This window comes from Sphingobacterium corticibacterium (assembly GCF_004208525.1).
In the GTDB taxonomy this organism is placed as follows: domain Bacteria; phylum Bacteroidota; class Bacteroidia; order Sphingobacteriales; family Sphingobacteriaceae; genus Sphingobacterium; species Sphingobacterium corticibacterium.
Genome location: NZ_SGIT01000004.1, coordinates 248,557 through 269,782 on the forward strand (window position 1 = coordinate 248,557; position 21,226 = coordinate 269,782).

Annotated in this window: 19 protein-coding genes; 9 read left to right on the top strand and 10 right to left on the bottom strand. The window is 40.3% G+C overall.

Annotated features, from left to right (window positions below; all coding sequences use genetic code 11):
* Positions 1-10 precede the first annotated feature (10 nt).
* The gene (locus tag EWE74_RS17850; protein WP_165384765.1) at positions 11-571 is read right to left on the bottom strand and encodes a Crp/Fnr family transcriptional regulator; all 561 of its coding nucleotides are present in this window, start codon (positions 569-571) and stop codon (positions 11-13) included.
* A complete protein-coding gene (locus tag EWE74_RS17855; protein WP_130143017.1) occupies positions 559-1,302 on the bottom strand; it encodes a UDP-2,3-diacylglucosamine diphosphatase in 744 nt (247 codons plus the stop codon). The genes EWE74_RS17850 and EWE74_RS17855 overlap by 13 nt, the downstream gene beginning before the upstream one ends.
* Positions 1,303-1,566: 264 nt before the next feature.
* Between EWE74_RS17855 and EWE74_RS17860 the strand changes: the two genes are divergently transcribed.
* Complete coding sequence (locus EWE74_RS17860; RefSeq protein WP_130143018.1) at positions 1,567-3,714, top strand: prolyl oligopeptidase family serine peptidase; 2,148 nt, start codon at positions 1,567-1,569, stop codon at positions 3,712-3,714.
* A gap of 73 nt (positions 3,715-3,787) precedes the next feature.
* On the opposite strand, the gene EWE74_RS17865 is transcribed toward EWE74_RS17860, so the two are convergent.
* From EWE74_RS17865 to EWE74_RS17875, 3 genes are all read right to left on the bottom strand, one after another.
* Positions 3,788-4,435 carry a carbonic anhydrase gene (locus tag EWE74_RS17865; RefSeq protein WP_130143019.1) on the bottom strand — a complete coding sequence of 216 codons (648 nt, stop codon included), beginning with the start codon at positions 4,433-4,435 and terminating at the stop codon, positions 3,788-3,790.
* 110 nt (positions 4,436-4,545) lie between these two features.
* Entirely contained in the window at positions 4,546-6,123 is a 1,578-nt protein-coding gene (locus EWE74_RS17870) for a SulP family inorganic anion transporter (protein ID WP_130143020.1), read from the bottom strand.
* A gap of 189 nt (positions 6,124-6,312) precedes the next feature.
* The gene (locus EWE74_RS17875) at positions 6,313-6,597 is read right to left on the bottom strand and encodes a hypothetical protein (RefSeq protein ID WP_239018706.1); all 285 of its coding nucleotides are present in this window, start codon (positions 6,595-6,597) and stop codon (positions 6,313-6,315) included.
* A 227-nt stretch (positions 6,598-6,824) separates the two neighbouring features.
* Here EWE74_RS17875 and EWE74_RS17880 point away from each other — a divergent pair, with 227 nt between their 5' ends.
* From EWE74_RS17880 to EWE74_RS17890, 3 genes are all read left to right on the top strand, one after another.
* Positions 6,825-8,381, top strand: coding sequence for a helicase HerA-like domain-containing protein (locus tag EWE74_RS17880; protein ID WP_130143021.1), 1,557 nt, complete (start codon positions 6,825-6,827; stop codon positions 8,379-8,381).
* Between the two features lie 62 nt (positions 8,382-8,443).
* Positions 8,444-9,358, top strand: coding sequence for a sugar phosphate nucleotidyltransferase (locus EWE74_RS17885; RefSeq protein WP_130143022.1), 915 nt, complete (start codon positions 8,444-8,446; stop codon positions 9,356-9,358).
* Between the two features lie 28 nt (positions 9,359-9,386).
* Positions 9,387-9,647 (top strand): hypothetical protein, encoded by a 261-nt coding sequence (locus EWE74_RS17890; protein WP_130143023.1) that lies wholly within the window; start codon positions 9,387-9,389, stop codon positions 9,645-9,647.
* 82 nt (positions 9,648-9,729) lie between these two features.
* Here the strand turns inward: EWE74_RS17890 and dnaK are convergent, their stop codons facing one another.
* Positions 9,730-11,640, bottom strand: a complete 1,911-nt coding sequence (gene dnaK, locus EWE74_RS17895; RefSeq protein ID WP_130143024.1) for a molecular chaperone DnaK — start codon at positions 11,638-11,640, stop codon at positions 9,730-9,732.
* 246 nt (positions 11,641-11,886) lie between these two features.
* Between dnaK and EWE74_RS17900 the strand changes: the two genes are divergently transcribed.
* Positions 11,887-12,438 (top strand): thioredoxin family protein, encoded by a 552-nt coding sequence (locus EWE74_RS17900; RefSeq protein ID WP_130143025.1) that lies wholly within the window; start codon positions 11,887-11,889, stop codon positions 12,436-12,438.
* Between the two features lie 12 nt (positions 12,439-12,450).
* Positions 12,451-12,807, top strand: a complete 357-nt coding sequence (locus EWE74_RS17905; RefSeq protein ID WP_130143026.1) for an MmcQ/YjbR family DNA-binding protein — start codon at positions 12,451-12,453, stop codon at positions 12,805-12,807.
* Between the two features lie 7 nt (positions 12,808-12,814).
* On the opposite strand, the gene EWE74_RS17910 is transcribed toward EWE74_RS17905, so the two are convergent.
* The 4 genes from EWE74_RS17910 to EWE74_RS17925 form a co-directional block, all read right to left on the bottom strand.
* On the bottom strand, positions 12,815-13,675 hold the full coding sequence (locus tag EWE74_RS17910) for a GLPGLI family protein (protein ID WP_130143027.1): 861 nt from the start codon (positions 13,673-13,675) through the stop codon (positions 12,815-12,817).
* A gap of 3 nt (positions 13,676-13,678) precedes the next feature.
* Positions 13,679-16,354 (bottom strand): outer membrane beta-barrel protein, encoded by a 2,676-nt coding sequence (locus EWE74_RS17915; protein ID WP_130143028.1) that lies wholly within the window; start codon positions 16,352-16,354, stop codon positions 13,679-13,681.
* 141 nt (positions 16,355-16,495) lie between these two features.
* Positions 16,496-17,926, bottom strand: a complete 1,431-nt coding sequence (gene pyk / locus EWE74_RS17920; protein WP_130143029.1) for a pyruvate kinase — start codon at positions 17,924-17,926, stop codon at positions 16,496-16,498.
* A 130-nt stretch (positions 17,927-18,056) separates the two neighbouring features.
* Positions 18,057-18,563, bottom strand: coding sequence for an IPExxxVDY family protein (locus tag EWE74_RS17925; RefSeq protein WP_239018707.1), 507 nt, complete (start codon positions 18,561-18,563; stop codon positions 18,057-18,059).
* Positions 18,564-18,824: 261 nt separating this feature from the next.
* Between EWE74_RS17925 and EWE74_RS17930 the strand changes: the two genes are divergently transcribed.
* The 3 genes from EWE74_RS17930 to rnc all read left to right on the top strand — a co-directional run bounded on the left by EWE74_RS17930 (position 18,825) and on the right by rnc (position 21,171).
* A complete protein-coding gene (locus EWE74_RS17930) occupies positions 18,825-19,064 on the top strand; it encodes an acyl carrier protein (protein ID WP_105717695.1) in 240 nt (79 codons plus the stop codon).
* 22 nt (positions 19,065-19,086) lie between these two features.
* Entirely contained in the window at positions 19,087-20,340 is a 1,254-nt protein-coding gene (gene fabF / locus EWE74_RS17935) for a beta-ketoacyl-ACP synthase II (protein ID WP_130143030.1), read from the top strand.
* Positions 20,341-20,430: 90 nt separating this feature from the next.
* Positions 20,431-21,171, top strand: a complete 741-nt coding sequence (rnc, locus tag EWE74_RS17940; protein WP_130143031.1) for a ribonuclease III — start codon at positions 20,431-20,433, stop codon at positions 21,169-21,171.
* The last annotated feature ends 55 nt before the right edge of the window (positions 21,172-21,226 follow it).

Sequence of the window (21,226 nt, forward strand, 5' to 3'; positions counted from 1 at the left end):
ATTTATCGCATCATTTCTTTGCGCGAATCCTACTTAATGTAACTTGTGAGATACCCAGATACGAAGCGATAAATCCTAGTTTAATCTGATTAACCAATTCCGGCGCCCGCTCCAACAGGTCTTGATAGCTTTCACGTGCTGTTTTAAATAGTTTTGACATGAGCCGATATTCAATTTTTAGTGTTTCTACTTCGGCAAGTTTTCTACCCCAATTAGCTATACCTAAGGTATTGGAAAAGAGTGATTGCAATTGAGCGGAATGGATTCTATACACCGTGACAGGCTCGAGGGATTGTATAGTTTCATAACCCGGTTTACCATGTACGTAACTATTTAAAGATACAAGGGCATCACCCGGAAAAGCAAAATCTAAAATGACCTCCCGATCCTCTTTATAATAAAATATACGACAAGATCCGGTTTTCAGAAAATAGAGATAGCGGGAATTTTTGCCTGTTTCTATAATATTATGCTGTTTATTGAATGTAACTTCTTCAAAAAGCGCTAATAGGGCTTGTTGGTCTGCTGTATGGAGAGGAGCAATACGTTGAATGATGGTTAGGGCTTCCATTTTTTTAATTCCAATTTTGTGCCATCCCATACAGCATAGGTGCAGGCATGTATCCACTCGCCGAGGTTAGTGATATGGCTGTTTCCGGGCAGTTGAATATCGTAGGCGAGATGACGATGTCCAAAGATGAAATAATCGAAATGCTCCTGTTGCAGCAGCTCTTTCGCATATTGAATAAGCCATTCCTGGTCTTCTCCTAAAAAATGTTCTTCCCCTAAACTAGCCGCTCGGCTGTGACGAGACCATCTTTGCGCAATACCAATGCCGAGGTTTGGGTGTAATCTTGCAAAAAGCCACTGGCAGACCTTGCTGCGGAAGAAAGCTTTCAGAAATTTGTACTTTGCATCTCCAGGACCAAGTCCATCGCCATGATGTATATAAAATCGTTTGCCGTCGAGTTGGAGGATTAGTTCATTATCGACAATATGGGCATTTAATTGTTCTTTTAAATAGCCGAACATCCACATGTCATGGTTGCCTTTAAAGAGCGTGATCTCCACACCGAGGTCGGATAGCTCCGCTAATTTGCCCAGAAAACGGATAAATCCTTTGGGAACTACGGTGCTGTATTCAAACCAGAAGTCAAAAATATCGCCTACTAAAAAAAGAGCTTTTGCGTCATGCTTGATATGGTCTAGCCAGGAGACAAGCTGCCGCTCCCGCGCTGTAGAGGTTGTTCTGGATGTGACACCCAAATGAAAATCCGAAGCAAAGTATATTTTATCTCTCATGGAGCGTCAAAATTAATCAATTTTTGATTAAAGTTGTTGTTTTAAGCCGAACCCCTCCTTTAACATTCAAGGTCGCATCCAAATATTTTACAACTGCACAAACTTATTTTTAGTACTATCCCTAATGTAAAATATTTGAAGCGACGAGGTTTATGGACAAGTGTTTATTCTGGTGTCCATGAGCTCACTTCGTTCGGTTTAGCTTCTTTTTATGGGAAAAAGAGGATAAAAAGCCTAACTTGCAATCGGTTTAAAAAAATGGTTATGAATAAAAATTTAGGTATCATGCTGTTGGTATTGGGCGTTACATCCTGCAATCAAGAACATGTTATAGAATCAAAAGATGACATCGTGCTGAAACCTTATCCGAAAACAGAAGAGACAGATCAAAAAGATGATTATTTTGGAACGATTGTAGACGATCCATATCGTTGGTTAGAGGATGACTTATCCGCTGAAACCAAACAATGGGTAACTGCCCAAAACGAAGTAACACAAGATTATTTAGGTCAGATTCCATTTCGTGAAGCTATCCATAAACGATTGGAAAATTTATGGAACTATGAGAAGGAAGGGGCGCCGATTAAAGAGGGAGATTATATCTATTTCTATAAAAATGACGGCCTTCAGAACCAATACGTACTATGGCGTAAAAAAGGCGAAGATGGAAAAGAAGAGGTTTTTCTGGATCCTAACAAATTTTCGGAAGATGGTACGAGCTCATTAGCCGACATATCCTTCTCGAAGGATGGTTCGTTGGTCGCTTATCAGATTTCAGAAGGTGGATCCGACTGGCGAAAGGTTGTTGTGCTGAGAACAGAAGATAAAACTATCGTAGGGGACACGCTGGTGGATGTCAAGTTCTCCGGATTGGCTTGGAAAGGCAATGAAGGTATCTATTATAGCAGTTATGATAAGCCCAAAGCGGGATCGGCATTATCGGCTATGACAGATCAACATAAGTTATATTTCCATAAATTAAATACGCCGCAGAAAACGGATGAATTGATATTTGGCGGGCCAAAAATGCCGCGTCGCTATATTGGTGCCGGATTAACGGAGGATGAACGTTATTTAATCGTGTCGGCCGCAAATGCGACTTCGGGTAACGAACTGTATATTAAAGATCTTTCTGCTTCCAATACTGGATTTGTGACGGTGGTAGGTGACATGGATAAAAACCATGAAATTATAGATAACGAGGGGTCTAAATTGTTCCTGTATACGGAGCTTGACGCACCAAATGGCCGAGTAGTAACGGTTGACGCTGCCAATCCACAGTCGGAAAACTGGCAAACATTGATTGCTGAAACGGACGAGGCACTGGCACCTACGGTAGGTGGCGGTAAAATATTTGCTAATTACCTAAAGGATGCAACTTCGCTTGTAAAACAATACGACCGAAATGGGAAGTTGGAAAGGGAAATCGAGCTACCGGGGATAGGTTCTGCAGGTGGATTTGATGCGAAATTAGAAGATAAAGATTTGTATTATTCTTTTACGAACTACGTGAATCCAGTGACCATCTATAGGTATGATATCGTATCCGGAAAATCGGAGATTTATAAAGAATCGGCGATCAATTTCGATCCTTCGCAATATGAATCGAAGCAGGTGTTCTACCCAACTAAGGATGGAACGAAGATACCGATGCTTATTACCTATAAAAAAGGTATCCAGTTAGACGGAACAAATCCGACGATGCTATATGGATATGGTGGCTTTAATATCAGCTTAACGCCATCTTTTTCTACCAGTAATATTATCTTGTTGGAACAAGGGGGCATATATGCTGTAGCGAACCTCCGTGGAGGAGGAGAATATGGGGAAAGTTGGCACCTTGCTGGAACACAAATGAATAAGCAAAACGTATTTGACGATTTTATTGCAGCAGCGGAGTATCTGATTGACCAGCAATATACTTCCCCTGAAAAGCTAGCGATTGCCGGGGGCTCCAATGGGGGGCTATTGGTTGGAGCGAGTATGACCCAACGCCCCGAGCTTTTCAAAGTGGCTTTCCCGGCGGTTGGTGTGTTGGATATGTTACGTTATCACAAATTTACTGCAGGAGCAGGCTGGGCATTCGATTACGGCACGGCTGACGACAGTAAAGAAATGTTTGACTATTTGCACGCGTATTCACCTTATCATGCATTGAAACCTGGAACAGCTTACCCAGCTACCATGGTGACAACAGCAGATCATGATGACCGGGTAGTGCCGGCTCATTCCTTTAAATTTGCAGCGCGTTTACAAGCGTATCATAGCGGTGATAATCCGGTTCTGATCCGTATCGATACCAAAGCAGGCCACGGTGCTGGAAAATCGACGGCTATGGTTATAGACGAGCAAACGGATAAGTGGGCGTTTATGTTCCAGAATATGGGAGTAGGTTATAGGGAGATAAAATAAAGAGAAGAAGCCGTCTCGTTACTTTTTGAGACGGCTTCTCTTATAAATCTTAAACTTGAATTAACGGTTATTATTATTTGAAAGCAAATACTTTTCCTAACGCTTCGTTATTTGTAAAAGTGTTGTCTAAGTCATTAAGTTTTCCGGTAGCAATATCAATTACCATACCATGTACGGCTAAATTTTGGTCATTTTTCCAGGCGTTTTGTACAATGGAAGTTGTGCAAAGATTAAAAACTTGCTCTTTCACATTAAGTTCTATAAGTCGGTTTACCTTTTCGTCGTGATCTTGAATATCGTCGATTTCGGCGGCATGCAGGCGATAAACATCTTTTATGTGACATAACCAGTTGTCAATGACACCGAATTGTTTGCGGCTCAATGATGCGGCAACACCACCACAGCCATAATGCCCTGCTACGATAATGTGTTTCACTTTTAATACATTGACAGCATAGTCAAGTACGGATAGCATGCTCATATCGGAATGTACACACATGTTTGCGATGTTACGGTGCACGAATACTTCGCCAGGTCTTGAACCGACTATCTCATTGGCGGGAACACGGCTATCTGCACAGCCAATCCATAGGATTTCCGGGCTTTGACCTTTCGCCAATTGCTCAAACCGTCCAGAAGTATCGTTTTTAACAAACTCTACCCAAGATCTGTTGCCTTCTAATATTTTCTGAAAACCTAACTCTAGTTCTTTATTTCCCATAATTATAATTTGTGATATCGTTTTTAATAGAATGGAGTGTCGTTTTTCTATTGACAGTCCAGACAATTTAATACATTATTATGAATATTCTTGTAAATTTTTGTTTTTTATTACTGTACGTTTACCTCTTTGTGTGGAGTAACCGCTTTCTTGTTCTTTTTATACGTAACGGATTCTAATTCAATGTCGATTCCTTTACTGATCGCATTCGTCTGAAAGTCCTTTAAAACCTCAATGACGTCCTTGTCAATAAATTTGCTAGATCTCCCGTCAATACGAATCGCTTGTACGCCTTTCGGTAAACTATAAAGTTTTTGCTGAATAGGTACTTTGTTTAGAAAAGATACCTCTTCTGCAAGTGTCATCGTAACCTTTTTTTCACCATTCTCCTCGTCAATTTCCATTTTGAAGGCATTTTGCATGTTCGCACGGATGATATAAAAAAGAGCAACCACAATACCTATTCCAACACCCATTAGCAAATCTGTAAAGACAACGGCGACGATAGTTGCAAAAAAGGGAATGAATTGATCTAATCCTTTGCGCAACATTTTTTTAAACAGGCTCGGATTAGCCAATTTATATCCGGTATGGAGTAATATCGCTGCCAAACATGACAGTGGGATCAGATTAATGAGGGATGGAATGGCTAAAAGAGCGACTAAAAGCCAGATACCGTGTAACATAGCGGATTGCCGGGTTCGTCCACCAGCCTGTGCATTGGCAGAAGAACGTACGATAACAGATGTCAAAGGAAGTCCTCCCAGAAAACCGCTGGTCATATTACCTACACCTTGTGCAACTAGTTCTCTGTTGGTTGGTGTAACGCGTTTGAAAGGATCTATCTTGTCGATAGCTTCGATACTAAGCAACGTTTCTAGGCTGGCAATGATCGCAATTGTGAACGCAACTATCCAGACATCTTTATTTACGATTTGCGTAAAGTCTGGAAAAATAAACAGTTGTGTAAATTCCTGGAAAGAGCTTACAATAGGGATGACAACGAAGTGGTTCGTATTCAGTTGCATGGTAGAGCCTTGAAAAACGGTGGCCAATCCAACGCCTAATAGAACAACGATCAACGGTGCAGGTACTTTATTAATACCTTTAATTTTCGGCCAATAAATGAGAACGGCAAGCGACAACAAACAAATGATAGTTGCTCCCCAGTTGACACTGGCGAAAATGGTGTCGCTAAATGCGGCTATTCCTCCACCTCCATCAAGCTCAAACGCATGTTCTTCCGTAAGCCCAAAAGCCAATGGTATCTGCTTTAGTATAATGGTAATACCAATAGCCGCCAACATACCTAAAATTACAGCTGATGGGAAATAATTTCCAATCATCCCGGCCTTGAGTATACCCAAAATGAGCTGTACAATACCGGCGATGACCACAGCGAGCAGAAAAGTTTCGTACGCCCCTAATTGTTCAATAGCCCCCAGTACAATAACTGTTAAACCAGCAGCTGGACCGCTTACGCTAAGCGGGGATTTGCTGATGGATGCGACGACTAATCCGCCGATAACACCTGTTAATAATCCTGCAAACAATGGTGCCCCAGACGCCATTGCAATACCCAAGCATAGCGGTAGTGCGACAAGAAAAACCACAATACTAGCTGGGAAATCATATTTTAAGTCCCTTTTCGATAATTTAAGAAAAGCAGACAAACGAGTTCCTGACATAAAATTTTAAATTTAATCCGTTATCTATTCTAATAAACCAAAACCAACTGAACCTGCATGAGCTGCCATACATAAAGACATAAATAAATCAGATCATGCCAAGCTTCATTGTCTCTATGAAAAAATGTTCCAATGAAAACCTATTGAAGTCTTATAAAACCTCAAAAAGAATGAATGTAAAATAAGGGATTAACAGTTAGGAGGCGGGGGAGGCACGGATGGATGGAACAAGCTTAAAAGCCTTTCGTTTTTTAAGTAGCGCTTCTCTTTACCCAGATTTTCGATAATTGGGCAAAATGATAGATAATCAGAAGTTGTTGTGAAGAGTTTCAGTCCTCCTTCATGTAGATCTTCGGAAGCACCATTCCCCTTCGCTGTATTCTCAATTTCTAACTGAAGAACAACCTGCAGAATGGTTCCTTGGTCTAAGATATCTACAAACATAGGCGTGGCAGAAATTAGCATCTTTATCATAAAGATGGCAAAACATAATTTTGCTGCTAGTATCCTTGTTGCCTTTGTTATCACGCTCTTTTATTTTGTGCTTTTCAAAAATACAATTTTTTCTTTGGAAAAAAATAAAGAAAGTGGACTATTTAGGTTATTTTTTTATTAATTATCCATATCTTACCCTATTTAGTTGAAATTGTTACAAATATGTGGCATTTTTGTGTGCATTTAGAGACTTAACTTATCGGTGTATGGCTTCCCATATAGCAGAATTTATCGAAAATATAACAACTTCCTACAATCCCAAGGGAGAATATATTCAATTGGGCTCCGGCATATTGGACAAGGAGGTTATTACGGATGCTAAAGTGAACTTAGCACTTAAAATTATGAATCGTCATGGGCTTATTGCCGGTGCTACCGGTACAGGAAAAACCCGCACCCTACAATTGATGGCAGAGCAGCTTGCTGATAAAGGTGTATCCGTCTTTATGTTGGATGTTAAAGGCGATTTATCGGGATTGGCGGAGCCGGGGAAAACAAATGATGCATTAATAGAGCGCGGAGAACTCGTCGGGATTCCGTTCGAGCCGGCACATTTTCCATTGGAAATTTTTTCGCTTAGTGGTGAGCTGGGAGCTCCCATGCGTATTACCGTACAAGATTTTGGTCCTATTCTATTAGCGCGGATATTGGATTTAAATGATACACAAACGGGGGTATTGTCGGCCTTATTTAAATATGCTGAAGATCAACAATGGGAATTGATCGAATTAAATGATGTCAAGAAGCTGCTTACATACCTTGCCGACGGCCCAGGAGCAGAAGATATAAAGGATGATTATGGTAAAATAAGCACGTCAACTTCGGGAACGATTTTACGAAAAATAGTCGCTGTAGAACAACAGGGAATTGCCCACATCTTTGGAGAAAGGGAATTTGATATTCAGGATTTGTTCAATAGGATAGATGGTCGTGGCGTGATTACATTGTTGAATATTTCGGATATCCAGGATCAACCATTGGTATTTTCTACTTTTCTGTTAGGTCTTTTAGCACAATTATTTAAAAAACTGCCCGAAGTGGGCGATCTGGATAAACCAAAGTTGGTGTTTTTCTTCGATGAAGCACACTTATTATTTAACGGTGCGTCAAAGGCTTTTCTTACGCAAGTTGAGCAGATTATACGTTTGATCCGATCGAAAGGAATCGGAGTGTTTTTCTGTACACAGGCTGCTAGCGATATTCCGGCATCTGTCTTAGGACAACTGGGGAATCGTGTGCAACATGCGCTGCGGGCTTTTACGCCCAATGATGCGGATAACCTTCGTAAAACGGTAAAGACGTATCCGTATTCTCCCTTTTATGAAATTGACAAGGTGTTGACGTCATTAGGTACAGGGCAAGCGTTGATTACTGTACTCAATGAAAAAGGAATTCCAACGGAAGTGGTGGCTACGCATTTAGTGCCTGCGAGAGCAGTTATGGGACCTTGTCAACCGGAAAGCTATACCCGAATTACAGTGGATTCGGCGTTTTATGGTAAGTACCAAGGACGGGTAGAGCGAAGAAGTGCCGCGGAAATTGTGGATGAAAAGATGGCTGTCTTTGAAGCAAAACAGGAACAAGAAAAAGCGAAGAAAGAGGTAGAAAAATCGAAAAGCCGTGGCACGAGTAGGCGAAGTTCGAGACAGACGCCAATGGAAGCCGCTAAAACACAGGCCTCTCGTACATTGGCTCGGGAGGGAGCCAAGCTTTTGGGAAAATTAGCAAACGGCATCTTAAATGCCCTATTCAAAAAGAAATAGAAGGAATAAATTTCTATCTTTGTTAGAGGTGGATTTTGTAATTGTTAACAACAAAATAGATAATGAATAAACCAACATTGTTAATTCTAGCCGCAGGAATGGCGAGTAGATATGGATCGTTAAAACAGATGGATGGATTTGGTCCGCATGGAGAAACCATCATTGATTATTCTATTTATGATGCCATCCGCGCTGGTTTTGGAAAAGTAGTATTTATTATTCGCGAGGAATTTTTAGAAAAGATGCGTGAAGTTTTCGATAAAAAGTTGCAAGGTAAGATTGAGGTGGATTATGCTTTTCAAAGTTTTGACTTAACGAAATTTGGTGTTGACAGCGTAATCGAACGTACTAAACCTTGGGGAACTGCCCATGCTGTTATGAGTGCAAAGGATCATATCAATGAACCTTTTTGTGTAATTAACGCAGATGATTTTTACGGTAAGGATGCTTTTGAGAAGATGGCTGCTTTCCTGCGTGATGAAGTTACAGATAAAAAAATGGCCCTTATGGGATTTAAGGTCGGCAATACCATGTCAGATTATGGATATGTTTCCAGAGGAGTGTGTGATGTAGATGGAGAGGGGAATATGGTGTCGGTAACAGAGCGTACAAATATCTATTATGTAACAAATGATGTTGGTACGAAGAAAATCGTTTACGAGGAAGATGGTATACAACATGATTTAGATCCAGATACCAGGGTTTCGATGAACTTTTGGGGTTTCACGCCACGAATTTTTGAAGTAGCTCAAAATATGTTTTCTAAGTTTGTGGAAGAGAACGGTGACAATCCAAAGTCGGAGTTTTTTATTCCTTCTGTTCCGGATTATATGGTAAAAAACGATATGGCTAGCTTTCGGGTTATACCAACTTCTTCTAAGTGGTTTGGCGTAACATACAAAGAGGACAAACCTATTGTACAGGACTCTATTTCCAATCTGGTTAACGAGGGGGTATACCCGGATAAGTTGTTTTAGATGTAAGTAAACGCTAAATTATAAACCTATGTATTTTATACGATTTATTTTAAGGACAGTTAGAGTTTTGGCAGCCGGAGCTTTGATGTGGTTAGTTGTCGCTTCTCTTCAGGAAGAGCGATTAGAGAAGACATTAGTGGAGTCCTTTTGCGCAGAAATTGACGGTATTAAGGTAGGTATACTTGAAGGAAATTTGTTGAAGATGGATGTCGAAGTACGTAATGTCTCCACGGATTCTATCTGCGTATCTCTTAAAATACTTTTTGATAGATCAGACGCTCGAGGATAGCTATATAATGATTGTTTTTTATAAAAAAGTCCCGATGGATTTTCCATCGGGACTTTTTATGTATGCGGTTATCAAAATAAAACTATTTTACTTCTTCAAACTCTACGTCTTGCACATCGTCACCACCTTGTTTGTTATTATCCTGTGCTTGACCAGCGTCGCCCTGCGGTTGTTCTGTTCCTCCTTGTTGTGAAGCAGCGTACATCTCTTCCGAAGCGGCATTCCAAGCATTCTGAAGTTCAGCAGATGCTGTATCGATGTCGGTAAAGTTTTTGGCAGCATAAGCTGTTTTCAATTTCTCTAATCCGGCTTCGATAGCACCTTTTTTATCGGCAGATAGCTTATCGCCATATTCTTTCAATTGTTTCTCTGTAGAGAAGACTAAGGCATCAGCTGCATTTATTTTTTCTGCTTCTTCTTTTACTTTTTTATCTGCTTCAGCGTTTGCCTCCGCTTCTTGTTTCATTTTTTGGATTTCTTCCTCAGATAATCCAGAGGAAGCCTCGATACGTATATTTTGCTCTTTACCTGTCGCCTTGTCTTTTGCAGATACTTTAATAATACCGTTGGCGTCAATATCAAATGTTACTTCGATTTGAGGCACACCACGAGGCGCTGGCGGAATATCCGTTAACTGGAAACGTCCAATTGTGCGGTTTTGTGAGGCCATTGGGCGCTCCCCCTGTAGAATGTGAATTTCTACAGATGGCTGATTATCCGATGCTGTAGAGAATACTTCTGATTTTTTGGTAGGGATAGTCGTATTTGCTTCGATTAATTTGGTCATCACGCCACCCATCGTTTCGATACCTAATGAAAGCGGTGTAACGTCTAGCAACAATACATCTTTTACTTCTCCCGTTAATACACCACCTTGGATAGCAGCTCCTAGCGCTACCACTTCGTCGGGGTTTACACCTTTTGACGGCTCTTTGCCAAAGAAGTTTTTAACGGCTTCTACGATAGCCGGAATACGGGTAGAACCTCCTACCAAAATGATTTCATCAATATCGGAAGTAGCGTATCCTGCATTTTTCAATGCCGATTTACAAGGGTCTATTGTACGTTTAATCAAATCTGCAGCTAACGATTCAAATTTAGCACGAGAAAGTGTGCGTACTAAGTGTTTAGGACCTGTTGCATCCGCAGTGATGTAAGGTAAATTGATTTCTGTTGAGGTGGTGCTGGACAATTCGATTTTAGCTTTCTCAGCAGCTTCTTTCAAGCGTTGTAACGCCATCGCATCCTTTTTAAGGTCGAAGCCATTGTTTTCATTTGCAAATTCTTCTGCCAACCAGTTGATAATCACATTATCAAAGTCATCGCCACCTAAGTGCGTGTCACCATCTGTTGATTTAACTTCGAATACACCATCTCCAAGTTCCAATACGGAAACGTCATGTGTACCACCACCACAGTCAAACACGACAATTTTCATGTCTTTGTGGGCTTTGTCCAAACCGTATGCTAATGCGGCTGCAGTTGGCTCATTGATGATACGCTTCACATTCAATCCTGCAATTTCACCAGCTTCTTTCGTCGCTTGACGCTGCGCGTCGTTAAAATAAGCAGGTACCGTAATAACGGCTTCGGTTACTTCCTGACCTAAGAAATCTTCTGCTGTTTTCTTCATTTTCTGAAGAATCATAGCTGAAATTTCTTGCGGTGTATATTTGCGGTCATCGATTTCAACGCGAGGTGTATTGTTATCACCTTTCACGACCTTATAAGGTACTTGCTCCGCTTCCTTGGTGGATTCATCGTACGACAAACCCATAAAGCGTTTGATAGAATAAACTGTTTTGTGAGGATTCGTGATAGCCTGGCGTTTTGCAGGATCACCCACTTTACGTTCACCACCTTCCACAAAAGCAACAATAGAAGGGGTGGTACGCTTTCCTTCGTTGTTTGCAATAACTACCGGCTCGTTACCCTCCATCACGGCAACACATGAGTTTGTAGTACCTAAGTCGATTCCAATAATTTTTGACATATCTTGTTTTTTAATATTTACGAATTAGTAATTAACGTTGTTTTTAATATGCTATGTCTTTAACAACACTTGTGCCAAGGTTAAAATCGTCATAAAAATGTAGTTTATGTCGTTTTTCTTTTTATCTCCGCTGTCAATCTGTCATAATATTATCCAGAACCCCTCGCTTGCGGCTGGTAACATACGGCTAAAATATTTTTTTACCCAGAATAAATTAGTAAATTCGTCTGGTAAGATAACATAAACATGACCTTTCAGGAATACTTAGACTATTTTGAACAAATTTTAGCCTCTCCTGAGGATTACGATCCTTATGGAGATGAGGAATATTTAAATTACACAAAATTAAATTGGTCAAGGATGAACCGGTGGTTGAAACGGTTTGAACCGAATGATGCTATAAAAAGCTTAATAGCAAGCATGACCGAACCTCAACACTGGATTGTAATCACCGAACCTTGGTGCGGCGATGCGGCCCACTCTGTGGCACAGCTTTATCAGATAGTGAAAAACAATCCAAACATCGATTTTGAAATACAACTCCGTGATAAGGAACCATTCCTCATTGAAGATTATCTTACGAACGGAAGCAAATCTATACCTAAACTTATCATCCGGAACGATGTAGGCCATGACAAATTTATTTGGGGGCCTCGTCCACAACCATTGCAGGATTTATATATGCAGATGAAAGTGGAAGGAAAGGCTTTCGCTGAAATTAACGAAGTTATACAAAAGTGGTATAATGAAGATAAAGGAGAGGTACTGCAAAGAGAACTGCTTACGCAGTTAAGTTAATCGTTTAATAGGATGAATATTGAAGACATTCGGGAGCACTGTCTTACTAAGCCGGCAGTAACTGAAGAATTGCCTTTCGGTCCGGATACTTTGGTCTTTAAAGTGGGCGGAAAGGTGTTCTTGTTAGTGGGGCTGGATCAAGTTGAATCTTTAAGCTTCAACGTGAAATGCAACCCCGATGTAGCCGTTGAATTACGGCTAAACTATCCTGAAACGGTTATTCCCGGTTATCACATGAACAAAAAGCATTGGAATACGGTATATTGTAACCGCCAACTTTCGGATGAGCGTTTGAGGACGTTTATAGATGACAGCTATGCATTGGTGTATAATTCGCTATCTAAAGCAGTAAAGGCAACTATAAAGTAGTAACATATTAGTAAATCAAATTCTCCAATAGATTCCGCCGTTGTTGCTGCGGGTTGGAGCCACCTCCGAAAAACCGATTATTGCCCAATGCATCGAAAAAGTCGTTCATCGTCATGGGTTTACTTTTTTTGTCTCGCCATTGGTTTGGGACATTATCTACCACAAAATCTACTTTGCGTGCCCAATAATTGATGTGCATTTCGGGAATGGCGAGTCCTAGTATCATGCCTGGAAGCCCGTGTACTAATGCAGGTCCTCCGGATATAGGGATTTGATCAGTATAAAAAGCTACTATATAAAGTGAATCCGGCGTGGCACCATTAACACGTCGACAATCATAGCCTGCTATGTTTCGATATTCATCGGTAAAACGCCAGGTAATTTGCTGTAATGAATCCTGCAATAGATATTTTTCGTCCAAATTCAATTCCAATTCGCTCGTGCCCTCACGGAAATTCTGATAATACACTTTCTGTTCGCCTGGCCTGGTGGATTGTCGGACATTCGGCGCACGATTCATAGTTCTATTGCCTCCTCTGCCCCCACCCGTACCACTGCGGCCGGAGGTCGCTGTGCTTCCCGTTGTTTCTGCTTCTTCTGCTGGAGTCATGAGTGTTTCGTCATCGTCAAATCGCAGTGTAAACATCGATGAGTTTTTCTCTGGTACATCATCTATGTTGCCGCCAAACCGCATCATCATGCCTCGATTTCTTCCGTCAGCTCGGTTGGTCATTTCACGCATTCTTGCCCTTACATATACTTCTTTTTCAAAGCTAATAATGCCTTTGTTTGGGAAATATGCATGTTGTGCTGCTGTGTCAAAATAGCAGCATATCAGTATGATATATAGTAAAATCAGTTTGCTCATTTTTTAATCTCCACTTTTCTTTCCTAAATTCTTGTTAAAATCCCATTTTACACCAACCATAAAGTATTGGGTAAGCATCTCTTGTTGCGTTTCGGAGAAACTATTGTTGTTGAAAGAACGATTTGTATTGTTAAAGCTATTGAATACATCGAAAGCTTTTACGCTTAGTAAAAGCGATTCATCTTTTAATAGTTTGCGGGTAAGCTCCAAATTCATATAGAATTGCTGGATAGGATCGGGGAACACCTTAGATTTTCCGGTATAGCTGTAGAACAGTACTTGGGTTAGGCTGAATTTAAACGGAAGAAAATATTTTAAGTCGGCATTTGCTGACGATCGAAACGCCGTATTATTGAGCTGTCGCTGGATGGTATTTACTTCATTGTTCACTCCAAAGCTTAGATTGAGATTAAAATCGATATTTTTTGAGTTTTGCTTATTTGCATTAATGCCTCCCTGCGCATTTGTGTTGTTGCTACGATTGAGATCACCGTTAATATATCCATAGTTGTTGCTGAACTGTGCAGATGTAAACGGACCAAACTGTACATTGCCGTTTAAGATTGGTCGGGTATAGTTGGCGTAAATACGGCCATTCCAGTTAACGTGGTCTTGAATATTGACGAATGTCGTGGTAGTTCTTCCCTCGTCATCGATAATCGATCGGTTTACAATAGCATTTTTGGTGAAACCACTGTTCGCATTGATGTTAAAGGACGATGCTTTCAACAGACTAAACTTATTAAAGTTGAAGTTTATATTGTTGTTAATCTCCCGTCTCAAATCGGGGTTTCCGAGTTGTCGGTACAATTCATTAGTAGGAGGTTGTATGGGTTGGAGCTGCGAAAAACTAGGTACGTTGGTGTTGTTTTGGTAGCCTATTGTCAGGTTCTTGTTGTTCGTAATTCTATAAGACACATTGGCGTTTAAGTTATTCTGCCAGAAATTTCTGGAAAGTCCGATATTCCGATAACTGTCCGTTAGCTCTTGATGTCTATGCGTGATCCGATTAGAAAGATTTACATTAAACTTATCGCTATGGAAGTTTAAGTTGACATTCATGCCATTGGTATGCGCATTATTTGTTTCGTTTTTTGAATAAAGACTATCTAGGGCGCTAATAGCATCCCTATCGTTGTCATACGCATTAACGAGGGCATTTCGGGCAGAAGTGTTGAAGTTGTAGCCCAATGTAAGGTTTAATTGTTTCGTTAACGGCTCACTGATATTTATAGATGCGCCCAGGTTATTGCTTTTGTTCTCCGATAAACGTGTTTGGTCAACAATAACCGTATCTTGAATAACACCGAATGTATCATATAAATTTGTTCGTTCATCTACTTGATTGGTGGATGTAGAATTGTCTACTTGTGTATTCAGATGAAGGTTTAAACTTCTACCTTTTTTGTTTAAGCGTCTTCTATAGTCTACCCGTAAATTGAGGTTTTCACTATCACTTTCGCTATTGTTCCGACCTTCAAACTCGTTTGCTTTTATATTTTCGTTTCGCAAGGTGTTACTAGACGAACTGGAAGCAGCCGTTTGTTGTCCTTTGCCGCCGTTTAGCTGTATGTTTAAATTGCTTATAGAATCGATGCGATAACGAATTTGGGAGCGCAGAGCATGGTTTTTATTGTCGTTTTCTGACGTGCTTTCTCGTGTCGTTTCTTGTGTCTGGTCGTCATTCAACACACGTTTGTTATAGCTGTTGGATTCATTCGCAGTACCGTTGTTCGTAAAATTGTAGCTGGAGGTTAAGTGCAGCTTTTTTTCTAAAAAATTGTTTTCGTAGTTCATGCCTGCACTTTTATGCATCGGACGTCCAACGATTTGGTTGTTCATACGAATCCGGCTGGCATCGCCACTATTACCCATGTTATTCCAATTTCCAGTAATGGCTAGGCGTTCCGATCTATTGAATTTTGCGGCGAAAGCATTAACGTCGAAAAGACTGTTCGTGCCCACGCTGGCATTGGCATTGCCGAATATTCCTCGTCGTGCTTCTTCTTTTAATACCACGTTAACCGTTTGAAGCCTTACACCATCGTCGATGCCGGTCAATTCCGCTTCTTCCGATTTTCGTTCATATACTTGTACCTTATCGACGGCATCAGCTCTAACATTACGGATGGCAATCTTTGGGTCGTAACCAAAAAATTCTTCTCCGTCGATCAATACTTTTGAAACACTTTTTCCTTGTGCGGTAATTTCACCGGAAGCCGATACGGTTAGTCCGGGTAGTCGACGTAAGAGATCTTCTAGTTTGGCATTCTTTTCTGTTTCAAAGCTGCCTGCATCGTATTCTATCGTATCACCTTTAATTTTAATAGGGATTTTTTGGTTGATGACAACCTCTTCGAGTAAGTTGGATTGCGAATTTATCCCGATGGTTTTCAGGTCAATATTGTCGTTTTTTATGGTTATTGGTTGACTGTAAATCTCGAACTTGGGATAGGTGACCAATAAAAGGTACTCTCCTTTTTCTATTTTCTCCAGATTAAATTTTCCGCTCGGATTGGCCCGTGTAAAATATCGCATGATGGAATCTGTATCCAAAAGAACGATGGAAGCGTTTTCCAATGCGTTTTGGTCTGCTTGGTCAACAATCACTCCCTGTACGGATTGTGCAAACAGGTAATGGTTGATTATGCACAGAAAAATAAGTGTACACCTTTTCATTCATTAAAGCTAGTGGTTCAAAGAAAAGAAGAAAATGGGTAAAATCATGTTAAAAAGACACTTGTAATAGCTTTGATACAAATGGACATAAAAAAAGCGTAGATTTTAAATCTACGCTAGTTCCCGAGGAGTTGCCTCAAGTTAGTCTAATTGGGATACTCGAATGGTATTTGTTTTCCCTTTTTGGTGTAACGGTGTAGAAGCGGTATTAATGACGATCTGGCCTGGAGAAACGAGATTTAACTCTTTCAGTAGTCCGTTCACATCTTGAATAGTTCCGTCGGTACTTTCAAATTTGCTATATACAAAAACGCGTACCCCCCATACTAAACTCAGCAAGTTTATCAATTTTTTATTGCCTGTAAATACATAAATATCGGTATTCGGACGGTAGCTTGATATTTCAAATGCGGTGTATCCCGACGATGTCATAACTGCGATAGCCGATGCATTTGTATTTTTAGCGAGATGTATAGAGGAACTGCAAATGGCATCTGGTATTTTCGTTGTATTCGCGTGAATGCTGTCTTTATGACTATAATATGGATAAGACGTGCGTTCCACTTGTGTAATTACTTTTGCCATGGTTTCGATAACAATTTCTGGAAATTCTCCGACAGAGGTTTCGCCACTCAACATGACAGCATCAGCACCATCCAAGACAGAATTGGCAACGTCGTTGACTTCCGCACGTGTCGGCCGAGGTGTCGTAATCATACTTTCTAGCATTTGCGTAGCGATGATAACCGGTTTCGAAAGATCACGGCATTTTTGTACGATCATTTTCTGTAAGCCAGGTACTACTTCCATCGGCATTTCTACGCCAAGGTCTCCGCGAGCTACCATAATCGCGTCTGTAGCTTCTATAATGGCATCAATATTATCAATAGCTTCCGGTTTTTCTATTTTAGCAATCACTAATGCATGGCTTCCTTTTGCGTTGATAATTTCTTTACATTGGTGGATGTCTTCTGCCGAACGTACAAAAGACATGGCAATCCAATCGGCTCCGTTGTCTAAAGCAAAATGGAGATTGTCCAGATCTTCTTCTGTAAGAGACGGGATGGAAACTTTTGTGTTGGGGAGGTTGACACCTTTGCGGGAAGTCAATACGCCACCGTGTACTACCTGACATTTTACGGTGTCTTTGTGATTCGTGCTGATGACTCTCAATTGTAACTTTCCGTCATCCAATAGAATAATTTCATTCTCTTTAACATCGTTCGGGAAGTTTTCGTAAGTAATATATATGCGCTTTTCATCACCGATGAGTTTCTCGGTAGTGATTTCCACCTCTGCACCATTTACTAAAATAGCGCCACCTTCCTTCATTTTTCCGATACGGATTTTGGGACCTTGAAGATCCGCTAAAATTCCAACATTAAAGGGGTGTTCATTATTAATTTCTTGAATGGTCTTAATCACTTTGAGGTGGTCGTCTTGGCTGCCGTGGGAGAAATTAAGGCGGCAAACATCCACACCTTTTGCAATCATGTTGGTCAATATTGTCTTATCCGACGATGCCGGACCTAGTGTGGCAACAATTTTTGTCCTTTTCTGAATCTTGTTCATTTACAGTGTTTTATTTATATATATATTTTATCTTCTTTAAGAAGTAATAGTATGGTGCAAAAATAGCAATCTGTTTAATAAGTCAGGTTTAAGAAAGTGTAAAATTTACACTTTGCATTATTTTAAAGTGCTAAAATATAAGATTTTCTTTGGATTTCAATGAAGCTGGGTCTAACTTTTTGGCGAGGATGACCTCGCTGATATTCTTTATTTCTGATAATAATGTACGAAGGTCGTCCCGATCTATATAGTGTTTAATGATTAAAAAATAATCGAAATTTGGTAGCTCGGGTAGGAGAAAAGTACCCTCCAAACTGCGATTGTTTACGATGTAAAACTCAAATTCAAAATTGCTGTCGCAATAGCGGTAGATCGTAAAATAGTGTTTGAGAAGCTTTTTTTGTTTGTTTTTATCATATACGATATGGTAATCCATCTCATCTTGTTCCTTTTCTTTTATATATCCTTTATGGTCTACATAGTCTTCTTTTCCGCGCACAAATGCGAGGCCGGCATGTTTGTACAGAAAATGACAAAGTCTATAGTCGCGCAGGGGTGAACTAATGCCAATCAATGCAAAATCAAGTTCGATATCAAAATCGAGATCTAATGTTAGATGTTTTTTTGTTATGCTCACAGTTTTCGAAATTAGGAAAAAATCGCCTGTAAAGTATGTTTTTGCTTATTTTTATAGCGAAAATACGGGTTGATTTTAAAGTTCTTGGTATAAACAAAAAAAATTGTTAATATTGGATACGCTCTTTATGGTAGCGGTTTTTAGACTGGTTAGGGAGTCCGTACGTTCTTCTTTCCCATCATCAAGTCAAAAAAGGGTTTGATATTTGGGGAAATTTATTTTTCTTTGCACAGATTTATTAAACAATTAAATTATAAAATCATGTCAGATATCGCATCAAGAGTAAAAGCAATTATCGTTGAAAAGTTAGGTGTAGACGAAGCAGAAGTAACACCAGAAGCTTCCTTCACGAATGATTTAGGTGCAGACTCACTTGACACAGTTGAGTTGATCATGGAGTTCGAAAAAGAATTTAACGTAGCTATTCCAGATGATCAAGCTGAAAACATCAGTACAGTTGGTCAAGCTATCTCTTACTTAGAAAAGAACGTTAATAACTAATTTATTAGGCCAAACATATTTAATGGAGCTTAAAAGAGTAGTTGTAACAGGGTTAGGCGCCCTTACACCTTTAGGGAATGATGTTTCAAGCTATTGGAACGGATTGATTAATGGTGTGAGCGGCGCTGCTCCTATTACGCATTTCGATGCATCAAAATTTAAGACCCAATTCGCTTGTGAAGTGAAGGGATTTGATCCACATAACTATATGGATCGTAAAGAGGCTCGCAAGGTCGATCCTTTCGTTCAGTATGCTATTGCTTCTACCGATGAGGCAGTAAAGGATGCTGGATTAGAATTCGATAAAGTAGACAGAAACCGAATAGGTGTGATTTGGGGAGCTGGTATTGGTGGGTTAACCACTTTTACAGAAGAAGTGGCAAACTTTGTCAAAGGAGATGGAACGCCACGTTTCAATCCTTTCTTTATCCCAAAAATGCTTATTGATATAGCTCCTGGCCATATTTCTATGCGCTATGGTTTGCACGGCCCAAATTTTTCGGCAGTTTCTGCCTGCGCTTCTGCCACGAATGCGATGATTGATGCCTTTAACTATATTCGGTTAGGTAAGGCGGATATCATTATTACTGGTGGGTCGGAAGCGACGGTAAACGAAGCCGGGATAGGTGGTTTTAATGCCATGCATGCCCTATCTACCCGTAACGATGATCCGAAAACAGCATCTCGGCCTTTTGATAAGGATCGTGATGGTTTTGTTTCAGGTGAGGGCTCGGGTGCGATCGTTTTAGAAAGCTTAGAACATGCATTGGCTCGAGGAGCCAAAATATATGCCGAAGTTGCTGGAGGTGGAATGAGTGCAGATGCACACCACATTACCGCGTCTCATCCCGAAGGGCTGGGTGCTAAATTAGCGATGAATATGGCTGTTGCGGATGCAGGGATCGAGTATTCGGATATTGATTATATCAATCTTCATGGTACATCGACGCCAGTTGGCGATCTCAGTGAACCAAAAGCTATTATCGGCTTATTTGGCGAACATGCGTATAAAATGAATCTCAGTTCGACAAAATCCATGACGGGGCATCTTCTAGGTGCAGCTGGAGCTGTAGAGGCTATTGCTTCTATTTTGACAGTAAAAAATGATATCGTACCGCCTACTATTAATCATTTTACGGATGATCCGGAGATTGATAGTAACCTGAACTTTACATTTAATAAAGCACAGAAACGGGAAGTAAATGCGGCATTGAGCAATACATTCGGTTTTGGCGGACATAATGCATCCATTATTGTAAAGAAATACCACTCCTAAGATCTTAATATTAAGAGGAGATTATTGAGGTACAAATAATAGGTGGTTTCGAAGAGAAACTGCCTATTACTTATTTATATTATATACTTAATGCCTTTCTTGAGGATATACTATTTATACTTTTCTCCGCATAAAGCTTACGTTCGTAAACTGAAGAATATTCTTGGATTTGTTCCGGGGAATATAAAGTTGTATAAGATGGCTTTTCGTCATAAATCTGTGGCAACAACGATTAAAGATGGCGTAAAGAATAGTAATGAGCGGCTTGAGTTTTTAGGAGATGCGGTATTGGGCTGTGTCGTTGCGGAGTTATTATTTAAGTTATATCCTTACAAAGACGAAGGTTTTCTGACAGAGCTACGCTCCAAAATAGTTAGTCGAGCCAATCTAAACCAGTTATCCCATAAACTAGGTTTTAACGAGTTAATAGAATATGATGCCCGCATGATTAACTATCCCAACAAACAAGGGTCTTTGTTGGGAGATGCTTTTGAAGCTATCGTTGGGGCTGTGTATATGGATAAAGGATATTCGTTTACCCGGGAGTTTCTGTTAACGAGGATTATCAAGCCACATGTGGATATCCACTTATTAGAAATTACCGAAACCAATTTTAAGAGTCGGCTTATCGAATGGTGTCAACACTTTGGTAAGGAGATTCAGTTTATACCGGTCGAGAATCCGCCGGGGGAATCACCGAAGTTATTTACGGTGAAAGTCGTGATAAATGGCGAGGTGCATGGAGTAGGAAAAGATTTTAATAAGAAGAGTGCTGAAAAATTGGCAGCAGAAAAGGCTTGCGAAGAATTGAAAGTGTTTGAGGTTGTCTGAAGCAACGAGGTTTACGAGCCTTATTTATTTGGTGTTCATGAACTCCCTTCGGCCA